Raw genomic sequence first — 14,496 nt, forward strand, 5'->3', positions numbered from 1 at the left:
ACCCTAATGTGGAGGTGATCAGTATTCTTCGGTCGGCGGGGAACTTCCGCACGTCGTTGAGCGACCTGTAAGGCGTCAGTCGTCGCATGAGTTCGGAGCTGCCGATGGAGTGGTTTGCAGACGACGGGTTCTGGGTGGACTTCGCCGGCGCGTTGTTCGCCCCGCACCGTCAGCAGGAGGCCCGGAGCTGGGTGGCGGCCTCGCCGCTGCTGGAGGTCGCAGCCGGGACCAGAGTGCTGGACCTCGGCTGCGGTCCAGGTACCTACGCCGTGCCGCTCGCCGCACGCGGTGCCCGGGTCACCGGGGTGGACCTGAGCGCGACCATGCTGGACCGAGCCGACCTCGCCGGCGAGCAGGCCGGAGTGACGCTACGTCTGGTCCGCGCCGACATGCGGGAGTTCGTCGAGCGGGACAGCTACGACCTGATCATCAGCATGTACACCTCGTTCGGGTATTTCAGCGACCCGGCCCAGAACCAGCTCGTGCTGCGCAACGCCTGGCAGAGCCTGGTGCCAGGCGGGCGACTGTTGCTGGATCTGTTCAGCAAGGAGATCTTCGCCCGGTGGGCGGGCACTCCGAAGGTCGTCGAGGTGAGCGGCGGACATCTGGTCATGCGGGACACCATCCTGGACGACTGGACCCGGTTTCGTAGCGACTGGACCCTGATCCGGGGCGACACCGCCCGGCACGCGTACTTCGAACAGTTCGTGTACAGCGCCGCCGAGATCCGCACAATGCTGGACACCGCCGGATTCACCGGGATCACCTGCTTCGGCGGCTTCGCCGGTGAACCGTACGACAATCACGCGCAGCGGCTGATCGTGCAGGCGAGCCGTCCTGCGCAGGCGAGCCGTCCCCGGCAGGCCGAGGAGGCGGGGGCGTGACCATCGTGTCGCTGGAGGCGTTGACGTTCGGCCTCGCCCGGCTGCGCGACGCCGCCGCCGAGTCCGGGCACCGGCTGTGCCTGCTCACCGGGGACCGGTCGATCTACGCGTACGAACTCGACCGGCTCGGACCCGACGACGTGACGGTGATCGACGTCGACACCACCGACGTGGCCGCCTGCGCCGCCGTGCTCGACCGGCTGCCCGACCTCGCCGGGCTGGTCAACTCCACCGACACGTGGATGCTGCCCGGTGCGACGCTGGCGGCCCGGTACGGCCTGGCCACGCTCGGCCCGCAGGTAGCCCACACTCTGCGGGACAAGGCACAGGTCCGTACCCTGCTGCACCGGGCCGGACTCAGCCGCGCCGACGCGCTCCGCGTGGAGCCCACCGGCGAGGCGGTTGCCGGAGCGGTCGCGGCGATCGGCTACCCGGTGATAGTGAAGGACTCGGCGGGCACATCGTCCCGGTCGGTGTGGCTGATCCGCGACGACGCCGAACGCGACCGGACCGCCCGCGAGGTCGCCGAAGCCACCCTGCTGGGTCGACACCTGGTGGTCGAACCGTACTTCCCGGGCCCGGTGTACAGCGCCGAGACCGTCAGCTGGCGTGGGCACACCAGACTGCTCGGGATCGCCGTGCACATTCACACCCCCGAGCCGGTCCGTCGGGAGGAGGCCGTCGCTTTTCCAGTCGCGCTCCCGCCAGCCGAGTCGGAGCGACTGGCGACCTGGATCGGGGAGGTCCTCGCCGCCGTCGGGTTCACCGACGGCGTGGCACACACCGAGTTCGCCCACACCCCGGCCGGCCCAGAGGTCGTGGAGATCAACGGCCGGATCGCCGGGGCGGTCATCGGGGAGATGATGTGCCGGTCGCTCGGGGTGAACGTGTACGCGGCGGTAACCGACACCGCGCTCGGCCGACGGCCCCGGCTGCTCGACGCACCACTGAGTGCCGACCGTGGCTACGGCATGACGTTCCTGCATCCACCGGCGGCCGGCCGACTCGCCGGCTGGCGCGGACCCGAACGGCTACCGATGTTCCCCGGCGGCCCGGAGTTCTTCCCGACCGCCCAGCCCGGTGACCGGATCGTCCACCTCGCCGACCAACGCGGCTGCACCGCCCTGGTGATGGCCGAAGGGCCCACCGCCGAGATCGGGCTCTACCACTCGCTGGCCGCCGCCGGCACCGTCACCCACGACATGCGACCGCTGCACTGAAGCCTCGGACAGGAGCCTCATGACTACGTACGGACCGGAGACCTACGGTGAGCGCAACGCCGACGTCTACGACGAGTGGCACGCCGACCTCGACCCGACCGATGCCGTCGACTGCCTGGCCGACCTGATCGGGCACGGGCCGGCCGGGCCGGTCCTCGAACTGGCGGTCGGCACCGGCCGGGTCACCATTCCGTTGGCGGCTCGCGGGATCGATCTGCGGGGCATCGACGCCTCCGAGGCGATGGTGGCCCGGATGCGGGCCAAGCCAGGCGGCGACCGGATTCCCGTCACCATCGGCGACATGGCCGACGTCGATCCCGGCACCGACGACCGGTTCGCCATGGTCTTCGTCGTCTTCACCACCTTCTTCTTCCTGATGACCCAGGAGGAGCAGGTGCGGTGCTTCGCGAACGTCGCCCGACGGCTGCTGCCGGGCGGGCTGTTCGTGCTGGAGTGCCTGGTGCCCGACCTCGCCCGCTACCAGCGGCAGCAGAGCGTCGACGCCCACCGCGTCGACCACGACCACGTCCGCCTGGTCGCGGTCCGCCACGACCCCGTAGACCAGCGTTTCGACGGCCAGCACATCCTGATCGGCAACGACGGGATGCGGCTGGCCCCGGTGTCGATGCGCTACGCCTGGCCGTCCGAGCTCGACCTGATGGCCCGCCTCGCCGGTCTGCGCCGTCGGCACCGCTGGGGTGGCTGGCGCCGGGAGCCCTACCTCGGCACCGGCACCCACGTCACCGTCTACGACAACCCGGCCGGCTCGGACGCGTGACGTCGTGGCCGGTCGGTGGCGCCGAGGTCGATGGTGGGGGTCGCCGCGAGCAGCGCCCGGGTGTACGGATGGCGCGGGCCGCCGGTGACCTGCCCGGTCGGTCCCTGCTCGACGATGCGGCCGTGCCGCATGACCGCGACGCGGTTGGCGAGTTGCCGAACGACGGCGAGGTCGTGGGAGATGAACAGGCAGGCCAGGCCGAGCCGGTCGCGCAGATCGCACAGCAGGTTGAGGATCTTCGCCTGCACCGAGACGTCGAGTGCGGTGACGGGTTCGTCGCACACCAGCAGGCGTGGTCCCAGCGCCAGCGCGCGGGCGATCGCCACCCGCTGCTGCTGGCCGCCGGACAGCTGCCGGGGTCGGCGTCCGCCGACCCCGGGGCCGAGCCCGACGAGGTCGAGCACCTCCTCCACCCGCGCGGCGCGGGACCGGCCGTCGCCGATCCGGTGGATGCGCAGCGGCTCGGCGAGGGCCTGGCGCACCGTCTGAACGGGGCTGAGGGTGAGGTACGGGTCCTGGAACACCATCTGGACCTGTCGTCGGTGTGCCCGCAGCGCACGACCGCGCAGGGCGTGGATGTCGGCACCGTCGAACCGCACCGAGCCGGCCCGGGGCCGGTGCAGTCCGGTGACCACGCGGGCGAGAGTCGTCTTGCCGCAGCCCGATTCGCCGACGAGCCCGACGATCTCGCCGGCGGCGACCTGGAGCGTGACGTCCTCGACTACACTGAGCCGGCCCCGGCCGTGCCGCCGGGGGTGGTCGGCGGTGAGCTGTTCGATCTCCAACATCGGTCAGTCTCCGTCCAGGTCACCGATTGCCACGCGCCGCAGCGACGCGTCGGCCGTCCGGGTCGGCGGGCACGCCGACCGGTGCGCCGGGTCCGCTCCCACCGGCAGCAGAGTCGGCTGCTCATGCCCGCATCCGGCTACGGCGATCGGGCACCGGGGAGCGAACGCGCAACCTGACGTGTCGTCCGGCCCGGCACCGGAGCGTCCCGCCATGGTGCGGAACCGGGTGCCCGGTGCCGCACCGGGACGCGGCACGGCGTCGAGCAGACCCCGGGTGTACGGGTGGTCGGGGTGACGGACCACGGAGTCGAGCGGCCCGTACTCCACGATTCGGCCGGCGTACATCACGGCCACGGCGTCGGCCAGCCGGGTGACCACCGCCAGGTCGTGGCTGACGACGACCATGGCCATACGCAGCTCGTCGCGGAGCTGCCCGAGCAGGTCGAGCAGCCGCGCCTGGACGGTGACGTCGAGCGCGGAGGTCGGTTCGTCGGCGACGAGCAGCTCCGGCTCACCTGCGATCGCGACGGCGATCTGGACCCGTTGCCGCATCCCGCCGGAGAGCTGGTGGGGATACTGGCCGGCGACCGCCGTCGGGTCGGGCAGACCGGCCAGGCGCAGCAGGTCCTCGCTGGTCCGGCGGACCGCCGCCCGCCGGCCCCGGCCGCCCGCGTTGCGGACCGCCTCGTCGACGTGCGCGCCGATGCTGCGCAGCGGATCGAACACGGCGAGACTGTCCTGGAAGACCACCCCGACCCGGCGGCCGTTGACCTGGCGGCGTTGCAGGAGGGCGAGTCCGACGAGCTCACGTGCCGTTGGCCCGGTCCGCAGCTGCGCAGAACCGGAGACTAGCGCGCTCGGGTCCAGCAGCCCGAAGGGCGCCAACGCGGAGGTGGTCTTGCCGCTGCCGGACTCGCCGACGATCGCCAGCGTCTCGCCACGGCGTACCGCGTAGGAGACGTCGGCGACGGCGCGCCGGAAGCCGCCGGCACGTGGATAGGCTACGGACAGGTTCCGCACCCGCAGCAGTACGTCGTCGTCGGCATCGGCCCTCGACGTGACGGTGGCCGTGGCCTCCGTGCTGCCGGTTGCGGGCACCCCGGGCCCCGGCCGCCTGGGTCGCGGCACCCGCAGCCGGGCCGGAAGTATCCAACGCAGCACCGACGGGCGCTCGTCGCCGACCGCCAGCCGTTCGCCGAGCAGGTTGCTCGAGAACACGACGGCGGTGATCGCGATGCCGGGCGGGTAGGCCAGCCACCAGGCGGAGGCAAGGTAGGGGCGCCCTTCGATGAGCATCTGTCCCCACTCCGCCTGCGGTGGTGGGATGCCGAGGCCGAGAAAGCTCAGCGTGGCGACGCCGAGCACGATGGAGCCGACGTCGGTGCTGGCATAGACCAGGCACGGGGCGAGGGCGCGCGGCAGCAGATGACGGCCGATGACGCGCACCGGGCCGGCGCCGAGCAGCCGCAGCGCGTCCAGGTGCGGACTGGCCCGCAGACCCGCGACGCGGGCGCGGGCGATCCGCGCGTACGGGGCCCACGTCCACAGCGACATCGCGACGACGAGATTCTCCACACCGGGGCCACGTATGCCGATGACCGCCAGCGCCACTAGCATTCCCGGTAGCGAGACCGCCATGTCGATGACCCGGGCGACGATTCGGTCGACCCAGCCACCCAGGTATCCGGCGACAGCGCCGGCGAGCACCCCGATGGTCACCGAGACCAGCAGGACCGCCGCCGTGACGGCGAGTGAGATTCGCGCACCGTGCAGGAGCCGGCTGAGCTGGTCACGGCCCAGCTGGTCGGTGCCGAGCGGATGGTCCGCCGACGGCGGCAGCAGACTGGCCGACAGATCGTTGGCCGCCGGGTCGGCCGGCGCCAGCACCGGTGCGAGCAGCCCCACGATCGCGAACCCGGCCAACGGCAGGCCGACCAGCGCCGTCCGTACCGGGGCGGGCATCGTCCACTTTCCACGTCCGGCCGTCATCCGACCCCCGACCGGGCCCGGGGATCGACGAGGACCTGCACGACGTCGGCGAGCCGGTTGGCCAGGATGAAGCCTCCGCCGAGCACGAGCGCGCTGGCCTGCAGGGCCGGCACGTCACGGGCGGCGGCGGCGTGGACGAAGTACGCCCCGAGACCGGGCCAGCCGAAGATCTGTTCCACCACGACCGTGCCAACCAGCAGACCGCCGATGATCACTCCGGTTACGGACAGGATCGGCCCGGCCGCGTTCGGCAGACCGTCGCGGAGCACGACCGACATCGGCCCGCTGCCCCGGGCCAGCGCCGCCAGGACGTAGGACCGATCGATCGCTTCCCGTAGCGTGACAGCCACCACCCGGCTGAGTACTCCTGCCGCCGGCAGCCCGAGCACCGCCATCGGCATCACCCAGGTGGCGGGACCGGCCATGCCTGACGTCGGCACCAGTTGCCACCGTAGAGCCAGCAGCAGAACCATGAGGTAGCTCAGCCAGAACGCCGGCACCGACGTCGCCAGCAGCGCCCCGATCCGCAGGATCCCACGCAGTGGTCCCCGCCCGGCCACCGCCCCGGCGACGCCGGCGGTCATCCCCACCACCACGGCCACCACGACCGAGCCCGCCACCAGCCCCGCCGTCACGGCCAGCCGGTCGGCGATCTCGGGGCCGATCGGCAGGTTCGTCCGCAGTGACAGTCCGAAGTCGCCGGTGCTCGCGTCGGCCAGCCACCGTAGGTACCGCACCGGGGCGGGAGCGTCCAGCCCCAGTTCGGAGCGGACGGCCTCGACCTGTTCCGGCGTCGCCGGCCGGCCGGCCCGGGTAGCCGCCAGCACCGTGGCGGGATCGCCGCGGGCCAGCAGCACCAGCGCGAACGTTCCGGCCGACAGCGCGAGCAGCACGCCGACGGTGTCGACGGTCCACCGTACGAGGTGGCCGCCGACGGTCCGTGGCCGCCCGGACACGCTCACCCGACGGTGACCCCGGTCAGTTCCAGATCCACGTCGGTGGGCGGCACGGCGAAGCCGTTCACCCCGTCGCGCACCGCCCACAGTCGGGGCCGGTACACCAACGGGACGAACCCGTCGTCGGCGGCCACCGCCTCGTAGAGGTCCTGATAGGCCTTGTCGCGGTCGGCGGGGTCGGTGGCGAACAACGCCTTGTCGACCAGGTCCTCGGTGGTCGGGGTCACCCACAGCGGCGCCCGGGCCCCGTCGGTGAACAGGGACACGATCGAGCTGGACGGGTCGTACGGGGCGCCGAGGGTTTCGAAGAAGGTCAGGTCGTACCTGCCCTCGGCCCGTTCGTCGTAGTAGGCGGCGGCGTCGACCGGGACCAGTTCCACGCCGATCCCCACCTCCTGCAGAGCGGCGGCGATCGCGGCGGCCATGGTGCGCGGATCGAGCTGCCCCTCGGCCGGTGCGGCCGGGATGAGCAGCCGCAACGACAGCGGCTCGCCGTCGCGGGTCCGGATCTCCCCTTCGCGGAGGTAGCCTGCGGTGTCTAGCACCCGCTCTGCGGCGGCCCGGTCGAAGCCGACCGGCAGATCGGTACCGGAGTCCGGCACGCTCGGCGGGAACACCCGACGGGCCGGTTCCGCTTGGCCCAGGAACAACGCCGTCGCTAGCGCCTCGGTGTCGATCGCCCGGCCGACGGCCTCTCGGACCGCCCGGTCGCCGGCGGGGCCGTCGGGGTTGAACCCGAGCAGGATCGAGACGTCCGCCGCGCCGGTGATCAGCCGTACGCCGGTGCGCTCGCGCAAGGACTGCGCCTCCACCGGCGTGATCGGGGCCAGGTAGGCGCCGCCGATCAGATCGATCTCGCCGTTGGTGAGCGCGTCGACGCGGGCCTGCGAATCCGGGATCACCTTGAACTCGAGCCGTTCCAGACTGGGCTTCGGCCCCCAGTAGTCGTCGTTGCGCTCCAGCACGGTGCCGGTGGCGCCGTTGGACACCAGCTTCCACGCCCCGGTGCCCACCGGGTCCTGGAAGGTGCCGTCGGCGCTGGCGGACTCCGGGCTGAGCAGCCGGACAGGACGGACGATCGACAACTCCTGCAGCAGCGGCTCGTACGGTTCGGACAGGGTGAGCACGACCGTGTCCGGATCCGGGGCGTCCACAGCAGAGACGACCTGCGAGGCCCGGAAGAACGAGAAGCGTTCGTTGCCCACCCACCGGTCGAAGTTCCACTTGACGGCCATGGCGTCGACCGGCGTTCCGTCGGTGAAGTGCACGTTGTCGCGTAGGTCGAAACTCACCTGCCGTCCGTCCGGTGCCACCGTCCAGGACTCGGCCAGGCCCGGCTCCAGCTGCCCGTCCTCGCCGTAGCTGACCAGCGGCTCGTAGATGGCGTCGAGGAGCAGGAAGTTGCCGGTGAACGCGTGCGGGTCCAGTGCGCCCGACTCGGTGCCCAACCCGATCCGCAACGTCGTCGAGGTGGCGCCACCACCGGAGTCAGCGCTGCAGGCTGTGGTGAGTCCGATCGACGCGGCGAGGACGGCGGCTAGCATGCGGGGTCGTGGCACGGAGCACTCCAGATAGACGTCAGTCAATAATATGTCCCGGGGTCCGATAGGAGTAGTCGGTGCAACGGCATCGCTGGTTCCCGGCACAACCGTTCGATGTCGCGGATCGGCGGCGCGCCGGACCCGGGTCGCCGGGTTCTACGGTCGCGGGCGGAGTGACGAGCTGGCTCTACGGGCGCGGGCCGGGGGTGACGAGCCTCCGTACGGCGGTGGTTACGCTGGCCCGGCGCGCGGCCACCGACGTCGGTGCCGGATCGTCGTAGGCTCGGGCGACGGCGAGAATGACGGCGAGCAGTTCGGCGGGCGGGAGCGTGTCGTCGACCAGGCCGGCGGCCTGGGCCTCGGCCAGGGCGGCCAGTTTGCGTCGGGTCGAGTGGTGGTTCTGCTCCATCCGGGCGAGCTCGCCGGGACGTTCGAGGGTGTGCCACTGCAGCAGTCGGAGCAGGTCCGGGTGCGTGACGCCGAAGTCGAACATCGCGGTGGCGTAGCCGGGTAGGTCGTCTGCGTCGAACGGCACCGCCTCGATGAACCGCTCCAGGTGGGTGGCGAGTGTGGTGTCGAAGAGCTGTTCCTTGCTGCCGAAGTACGCGTAGATCAGCTGCTTGTTGGCGCCGGCGCGCTCGGCCACCCGGTCGACCCTAGCGCCGGCCAGGCCGTGGGCGGCGAACTCGATGGTGGCGGCGTCGAGGATCCGCTGCTTGGTGGCGGTGGAGTCGCGGACCATGCTGCCAGCCTATCGAAGACCAACTAGTTGGTTGACAGATGTGAGGTATGGCGCGGATGATGTAACCATCTAGTTGGTTACTTGCAGGGAGAGATCATGAGCGACAAGGTCGCCATCGTCACCGGCGCCTCCTCCGGCATCGGCGAGGCCACCGCCCGCAAACTGAACGCCATGGGCTACCGGGTCTACGCCGTCGCCCGCCGGCTCGACCGGATCACCCCGCTGGCCGACGTCGGCATCCGGCCCGTCCGGGCCGACATCACCGACGACGCCGCGCTGGTCGACCTCGTCAAACAGGTACTGGCCGAATCCGGGCGGGTCGACGTGCTGGTCAACAACGCCGGGTACGGTTCGTTCGGCGCCGTCGAGGACGTGCCCTTGGACGAGGCCCGCCGCCAGTTCGACGTCAATGTGTTCGGCCTGGCCCGGCTGGCGCAACTGGTGCTGCCGCAGATGCGCCGGCAGGGCAGTGGACGCATCGTCAACATCTCGTCAATCGGTGGGAAGATCCACGAACCGCTCGGCGGCTGGTACCACGCCACCAAGTTCGCGGTCGAAGGGCTCAGCGACTCGATGCGGATGGAGCTCGCTCCGCTCGGCATCGACGTGGTCGTCATCCAGCCCGGTGCGATCGCCACCGAATGGCCCGCCATCGCCGGCCAGCATCTCCTCGCCACCTCGGGGCACGGCCCGTACGCCGACCAGGCGGCCCGCAGCGCGGCCATCTTCGCCGTCGAGGACGGCGGCCCGGCGTCGCCGCCCTCGGTGGTCGCCGACGCCGTCGCCGGAGCGGTGCGGGCCCGCCGGCCACGGACCCGCTACCTCGTAGGCCGCGGCGCGAAGGCGATCCTGGCTGCCCGGCGGCTGCTGCCCGACCGAGGCTTCGACCGGTTCGTCCGCATCATGCTGCGCACCCTCGTCCGCGTCGCCAACAGGTACGACGCCCGCCAGCCCCAGCTTGCCCGCGACGGCGCCTGAACCGGTCAGGGCGTGGTTTCGGTCGAGGACAGTGCGGCGAGCTGCTCGTTCAGCAGCCCGGTCAACAGCTCGACCTGCCCCTGATGCTCCGGGCCGGTCAGGTGCCGGCTCGGCATCTCTACCAGCATCACCAGATACAGGTGCATCCGGTAGAGAGCCAGCCGGTGGCGTACTCGATCGTCGTCGAGGTCGACCGCCGTCTCGCCGGCGGCGGCCCGGTAGCCGCGCAGGAACGGATGCTCCGGTTCCTGCTCGGCCCGACGGAACAGCAGCGGGGCGACCAGATCCATCAGCGGATCGCCGAAGAGGTAGCGTTCGCCGTCGACCAGGCCGGTCATCCGCAGTACGCCGTCGGGGTCCGACGCGGCCAGGACGTTGCCGTCCCAGCCGTCCCAGTGCAGCAGGGCCGGCCGGCGTACCGTGTCGAGCAGTCCGGCCTGCCGGGCGAGCAGCGACCGGAACCGGTCGGGTGACGCCGGCAGCCGCACGGACCAGTCGGCGGCGTCGGCGAGCAGCTCCTCGACCATCGCCGTGAACGCCGCCGCCCAGGTCGCCGCTCCGGCCCGGCCGCCGTCGTAGCCGAACCGCCCGCCGGTGATCCGGTGCAACGCCGCGTACGCCACCCCGAGGTCGTGCCGCACCGCACTGTCCTCGGGCGGGTCCGCGCTTTCGGCGAGAGCCGGCAGGTTGCGGCCCGGTAGTCGGACGGTGACCAGCCAGTCACCGGCGTACGGGTCGACCCCGTGGTGCAGTACGACCGGCACCGGCACCTGCGGCGCGTGTGCCGCCACCAGCCGCAGGTACCGCGCCTCGGCGGCGATCATGCCGCGTTCGTAGCGCAGCACCGGCACCTGCGGGGGTGGTCCGACCTTCAACACGACGCTGCGCCCGTCGGCCAGCTCAGCAGACCAGACGGCGGCGAACCAGCCGCCGTCCAGCGGCGCGCAGTCGACCACCCGTGGCGGCGGGTCGAACGACGCCGCGAGGTAGCGCTCGACGTCGTCGACGGTCAACGCCCGGCGCGTCGGGCTCGCTCCGTTGGCCATGAACCAATTCTCAATGTCGGTGGGCTGGGCGATGTCGGTGGGCTGTGGCAGCATCGCGCGGGTGACCCTCAGTGTGAGGCAGGAAGTGTGAGGCAGGAAGTGTGAGGCAGGAAGTGTGAGGCAGGAAGTGTGAGGCAGGAGCAGCACCTGGGCGACCTGGCGCGGCTGCGCCGGGTGCGCGACCGGATCGACCGGGAGTACGCCCGGCCACTCGACGTCGAGGCCCTGGCCCGTGGCGTGCACATGTCGGCCGGGCACCTCAGTCGCGAGTTCCGGCGCGCGTACGGCGAGTCGCCGTACGCGTACCTGATGACCCGGCGCATCGAACGCGCGATGGCGCTGCTGCGCCGAGGCGACCTGAGCGTCACCGACGTCTGTTTCGCGGTCGGCTGCTCGTCGTTGGGCACGTTCAGCACCCGGTTCACCGAGCTGGTCGGCGTCCCGCCCAGCGTCTACCGGCGCCGGGCCGGCTTCGCGCGCCCGGAGATGCCCGCCTGCCTGGCAAAACAGGTCACCAGACCGATCAGGAATCGAGAAGCACGGGTCCCGGCGGCGCAACTAGCGTGACCGCCATGGACATCACGATTCACTCCAGCTTCCTGCCGCACGACGCCGCCGACGCCGCGTTGGCCTTCTGGCGCGACCTGCTCGGCTTCGAGCTGCGTCTGGACGTCGGCTACGACGGGATGCGCTGGCTCACCGTCGGCCCGGTCGACCAGCCCAATACCGCGATCGTGCTGCACCCGCCGGGTGTCGACCCGGGCATCACCGACGACGAGCGCCGTACCATCACCGAGATGATGGCCAAGGGCACCTACGCCGGCATCCTGTTGGCCACCAGCGACCTCGACGGGGTCTTCGAGCGGCTGCAGGCCGGCGACGCGGACATCGTCCAGGAGCCGACCGAGCAGCCGTACGGGGTCCGCGACTGCGCCGTGCGGGACCCCGCCGGCAACCTGATTCGCATCCAGCAGACTCGATAGGTAGGGATATTCGATGAGCAGGGCCACCGCGTCGGGGGAGCGGCCGTCCACCCCGCACCCCGCCGACAGTCACGACCTGATCCGGGTGCACGGCGCGCGGGTGAACAACCTCAAGGACGTCAGCGTCGAGATCCCGAAACGCCGGTTGACGGTGTTCACCGGGGTCTCCGGCTCGGGCAAGAGCTCGCTGGTGTTCGGCACGGTCGCCGCCGAGTCGCAGCGTCTGATCAACGAGACGTACAGCGCATTCGTGCAGGGGTTCATGCCGACGCTGGCCCGGCCTGAGGTCGACGTGCTCGACGGGCTGACCACGGCGATCATCGTCGACCAGGAGCGGATGGGCGGTGATCCGCGGTCCACGGTCGGCACCGCCACCGACGCCAACGCGATGCTGCGGATCCTGTTCAGCCGGCTCGGACAGCCGTACGTCGGCCCGCCCAACGCGTTCTCCTTCAACCTCGCCTCGGTGCGGGCCAGCGGGGCGATCACCGTCGAACGCGGCGCCAGCAAGACCACGAAGCAGACCTTCACCCGGCTGGGCGGCATGTGCCCGCGCTGCGAGGGCCGAGGGTCGGTCACCGACTTCGACCTGACCGCACTGTACGACGACAGCAAGTCGCTCAACGAGGGGGCGCTGACCATCCCCGGCTACAGTGTCGACGGCTGGTACGGGCGCATCTTCAGCGGCTGCGGCTTCTTCGACCCGGACAAACCAATCCGCAAGTTCACCAAGTCGCAGCTGCACGACCTGCTCTACAAGGAGCCGACCCGGATCAAGGTCGACAACGTCAACGTGACGTACGAGGGCCTGATCCCGCGAATCCAGAAGTCGTTCCTGGCCAAGGACGTCGACGCGATGCAGCCGCACATCCGGGCGTTCGTACAACGGGCGATCACCTTCACCACCTGCCCAGACTGCGCCGGCACCCGGCTGAACGAGGCGGCCCGGTCGTCGAAGATCAACGGGACCAACATCGCCGACGCGTGCGCGATGCAGATCAGCGACCTCGCCGAGTGGGTCCAGGATCTGGCCGAGCCGTCGGTCGCCCCGCTGCTGACCGCGCTGCGGCACACCCTCGACTCGTTCGTCGAGATCGGCCTCGGCTACCTCTCCCTGGACCGCCCGGCGGGCACCCTGTCCGGCGGCGAGGCGCAGCGCACCAAGATGATCCGGCACCTCGGGTCGTCACTGACCGACGTCACCTACGTCTTCGACGAGCCGACCATCGGGCTGCACCCGCACGACATCGCCCGGATGAACGACCTGTTGCTGCGGCTGCGGGACAAGGGCAACACGGTGCTGGTGGTCGAGCACAAGCCGGAGACGATCGCGATCGCCGACCACGTCGTCGACCTGGGCCCCGGTGCCGGCACCGCCGGCGGCGAGGTGATGTTCGAGGGCACCGTGGACGGGCTGCGGGCCAGCGTCACCGTCACCGGCCGGCACCTCGACGACCGGGCCAGCCTGAAGAAGACGGTCCGCGAGCCCACCGGCACGCTGGAGATCCGTGGCGCGAACGCCAACAACCTGCGCGACGTCGACGTCGACATCCCGCTCGGTGTGCTGGTCGTGGTGACCGGGGTCGCCGGCTCCGGCAAGAGTTCGCTGCTGCACGGGTCGATCCCGGCTGACGCGGGGGTGGTGTCGATCGACCAGACCGGCATCCGTGGCTCTCGGCGCAGCAACCCGGCGACGTACACCGGGCTGCTCGACCCGATCCGTAAGGCGTTCGCGAAGGCCAACGGGGTCAAGCCGGCGCTGTTCAGCGCCAACTCCGAGGGTGCCTGCCCGACCTGCAACGGTGCCGGGGTCATCTACACCGACCTGGCGATGATGGCCGGCGTCGCCACCGTGTGCGAGGACTGCGAGGGCCGGCGGTTCCAGTCGGCGGTGCTGGAGTACCACCTCGGCGGCCGGGACATCAGCGAGGTGCTGGCGATGTCGGTGGCCGAGGCTGAGGAGTTCTTCGCGGCCGGTGAGGCCCGTACCCCGGCCGCGCACGCCATCCTGCGTCGGCTCGCCGACGTCGGGCTCGGCTATCTCACCCTCGGCCAGCCGCTCACCACCCTGTCCGGCGGCGAGCGGCAGCGGCTCAAGCTGGCTACCCACATGGCGGAAAAGGGCGGCGTCTACGTCCTCGACGAGCCGACCACCGGCCTGCACCTGGCCGACGTCGAGCAGCTGCTTGGCCTGCTCGACCGGCTGGTCGACGCCGGCAAGTCGGTGATCGTCATCGAGCACCACCAGGCGGTCATGGCACACGCCGACTGGATCATCGACCTGGGGCCGGGCGCCGGCCACGACGGTGGCCGGATCGTCTTCGAAGGCACCCCGGCCGACCTGGTCGCGGCCCGCTCTACGCTGACCGGCGAGCACCTCGCGGCCTACGTCGGCGGCTGAACCCCGGCGTGGTCCGGTTCAACCCGGTCCGGTTCAACCCGGTCCGCTTCGGCACGGTCGAGTTCGGCACGGACGCCGCGGGCGGTCGGGCCGGTCGCGGTGACCAGCACCGCCGGCCCGCCGGCCAGCGGCAGCCGGGCCGCGCCGGGGCCGAGCGGGGCGGCCGACGCCGGTCCGCCGGCCGCCCACT

General features: G+C 71.3%; 13 protein-coding genes and 1 pseudogene. 7 read left to right on the forward strand and 7 right to left on the reverse strand.

Annotated features, from left to right (window positions below):
• Positions 1–104 precede the first annotated feature (104 nt).
• The 3 genes from ACFHWT_RS23355 to ACFHWT_RS23365 are packed head-to-tail and all read left to right on the forward strand — an operon-like array spanning position 105 to position 2,882.
• Complete coding sequence (locus ACFHWT_RS23355) at positions 105–884, forward strand: class I SAM-dependent methyltransferase (protein ID WP_416596789.1); 780 nt, start codon at positions 105–107, stop codon at positions 882–884.
• Positions 881–2,104 (forward strand): ATP-grasp domain-containing protein, encoded by a 1,224-nt coding sequence (locus ACFHWT_RS23360; protein ID WP_289212714.1) that lies wholly within the window; start codon positions 881–883, stop codon positions 2,102–2,104. Before ACFHWT_RS23355 ends, ACFHWT_RS23360 begins: the two co-directional genes overlap by 4 nt.
• A 19-nt stretch (positions 2,105–2,123) precedes the next feature.
• Complete coding sequence (locus ACFHWT_RS23365; RefSeq protein ID WP_416596790.1) at positions 2,124–2,882, forward strand: class I SAM-dependent DNA methyltransferase; 759 nt, start codon at positions 2,124–2,126, stop codon at positions 2,880–2,882.
• On the opposite strand, the gene ACFHWT_RS23370 is transcribed toward ACFHWT_RS23365, so the two are convergent.
• The 5 genes from ACFHWT_RS23370 to ACFHWT_RS23390 form a co-directional block, all read right to left on the reverse strand.
• On the reverse strand, positions 2,852–3,670 hold the full coding sequence (locus ACFHWT_RS23370) for an ABC transporter ATP-binding protein (protein ID WP_416596791.1): 819 nt from the start codon (positions 3,668–3,670) through the stop codon (positions 2,852–2,854). The two genes, ACFHWT_RS23365 and ACFHWT_RS23370, sit on opposite strands and share 31 nt — an antisense overlap.
• Before the next feature lie 3 nt (positions 3,671–3,673).
• Positions 3,674–5,659 carry a dipeptide/oligopeptide/nickel ABC transporter permease/ATP-binding protein gene (locus tag ACFHWT_RS23375; protein ID WP_416596792.1) on the reverse strand — a complete coding sequence of 662 codons (1,986 nt, stop codon included), beginning with the start codon at positions 5,657–5,659 and terminating at the stop codon, positions 3,674–3,676.
• Complete coding sequence (locus ACFHWT_RS23380; protein WP_416596794.1) at positions 5,656–6,615, reverse strand: ABC transporter permease; 960 nt, start codon at positions 6,613–6,615, stop codon at positions 5,656–5,658. The genes ACFHWT_RS23375 and ACFHWT_RS23380 overlap by 4 nt, the downstream gene beginning before the upstream one ends.
• 2 nt (positions 6,616–6,617) lie before the next feature.
• Complete coding sequence (locus ACFHWT_RS23385) at positions 6,618–8,174, reverse strand: ABC transporter substrate-binding protein (RefSeq protein ID WP_416596795.1); 1,557 nt, start codon at positions 8,172–8,174, stop codon at positions 6,618–6,620.
• 169 nt (positions 8,175–8,343) lie between these two features.
• Positions 8,344–8,898: a TetR/AcrR family transcriptional regulator gene (locus tag ACFHWT_RS23390; RefSeq protein WP_416596796.1), complete on the reverse strand. Its 555-nt coding sequence runs from the start codon at positions 8,896–8,898 to the stop codon at positions 8,344–8,346.
• 96 nt (positions 8,899–8,994) lie between these two features.
• Here ACFHWT_RS23390 and ACFHWT_RS23395 point away from each other — a divergent pair, with 96 nt between their 5' ends.
• Positions 8,995–9,876, forward strand: a complete 882-nt coding sequence (locus ACFHWT_RS23395) for an oxidoreductase (protein ID WP_416596798.1) — start codon at positions 8,995–8,997, stop codon at positions 9,874–9,876.
• Between the two features lie 5 nt (positions 9,877–9,881).
• On the opposite strand, the gene ACFHWT_RS23400 is transcribed toward ACFHWT_RS23395, so the two are convergent.
• On the reverse strand, positions 9,882–10,922 hold the full coding sequence (locus ACFHWT_RS23400; RefSeq protein WP_416596799.1) for a phosphotransferase family protein: 1,041 nt from the start codon (positions 10,920–10,922) through the stop codon (positions 9,882–9,884).
• 129 nt (positions 10,923–11,051) lie between these two features.
• On the opposite strand from ACFHWT_RS23400, the gene ACFHWT_RS23405 reads away from it, so the two are divergent.
• Genes ACFHWT_RS23405 through ACFHWT_RS23415 form a run of 3 tightly spaced genes read left to right on the forward strand, consistent with a single transcriptional unit; the run spans position 11,052 to position 14,306 of the window.
• On the forward strand, positions 11,052–11,489 hold the full coding sequence (locus tag ACFHWT_RS23405) for a helix-turn-helix transcriptional regulator (RefSeq protein WP_416596800.1): 438 nt from the start codon (positions 11,052–11,054) through the stop codon (positions 11,487–11,489).
• A 5-nt stretch (positions 11,490–11,494) separates the two neighbouring features.
• Entirely contained in the window at positions 11,495–11,905 is a 411-nt protein-coding gene (locus tag ACFHWT_RS23410; protein WP_416596801.1) for a VOC family protein, read from the forward strand.
• Between the two features lie 13 nt (positions 11,906–11,918).
• Positions 11,919–14,306, forward strand: a complete 2,388-nt coding sequence (locus ACFHWT_RS23415) for an ATP-binding cassette domain-containing protein (protein ID WP_416596802.1) — start codon at positions 11,919–11,921, stop codon at positions 14,304–14,306.
• Here the strand turns inward: ACFHWT_RS23415 and ACFHWT_RS23420 are convergent.
• Positions 14,291–14,496: pseudogene (locus tag ACFHWT_RS23420) on the reverse strand (hypothetical protein); the annotation flags it as partial. The gene ACFHWT_RS23415 and the pseudogene ACFHWT_RS23420 overlap by 16 nt on opposite strands.

Origin of the sequence: Micromonospora sp. LOL_021, from assembly GCF_048060215.1 — a bacterium.
Lineage (GTDB): Bacteria > Actinomycetota > Actinomycetes > Mycobacteriales > Micromonosporaceae > Micromonospora_E.

Coding starts and splice junctions, on each gene's coding strand:
- ACFHWT_RS23365 (WP_416596790.1), top strand. CDS start 2,124: ATGACTACGTACGGACCGGAGACCTACGGTGAGCGCAACGCCGACGTC.
- ACFHWT_RS23355 (WP_416596789.1), top strand. CDS start 105: ATGGAGTGGTTTGCAGACGACGGGTTCTGGGTGGACTTCGCCGGCGCG.
- ACFHWT_RS23390 (WP_416596796.1), bottom strand. CDS start 8,898: ATGGTCCGCGACTCCACCGCCACCAAGCAGCGGATCCTCGACGCCGCC.
- ACFHWT_RS23370 (WP_416596791.1), bottom strand. CDS start 3,670: ATGTTGGAGATCGAACAGCTCACCGCCGACCACCCCCGGCGGCACGGC.
- ACFHWT_RS23395 (WP_416596798.1), top strand. CDS start 8,995: ATGAGCGACAAGGTCGCCATCGTCACCGGCGCCTCCTCCGGCATCGGC.
- ACFHWT_RS23410 (WP_416596801.1), top strand. CDS start 11,495: ATGGACATCACGATTCACTCCAGCTTCCTGCCGCACGACGCCGCCGAC.
- ACFHWT_RS23415 (WP_416596802.1), top strand. CDS start 11,919: ATGAGCAGGGCCACCGCGTCGGGGGAGCGGCCGTCCACCCCGCACCCC.
- ACFHWT_RS23375 (WP_416596792.1), bottom strand. CDS start 5,659: ATGACGGCCGGACGTGGAAAGTGGACGATGCCCGCCCCGGTACGGACG.
- ACFHWT_RS23400 (WP_416596799.1), bottom strand. CDS start 10,922: ATGGCCAACGGAGCGAGCCCGACGCGCCGGGCGTTGACCGTCGACGAC.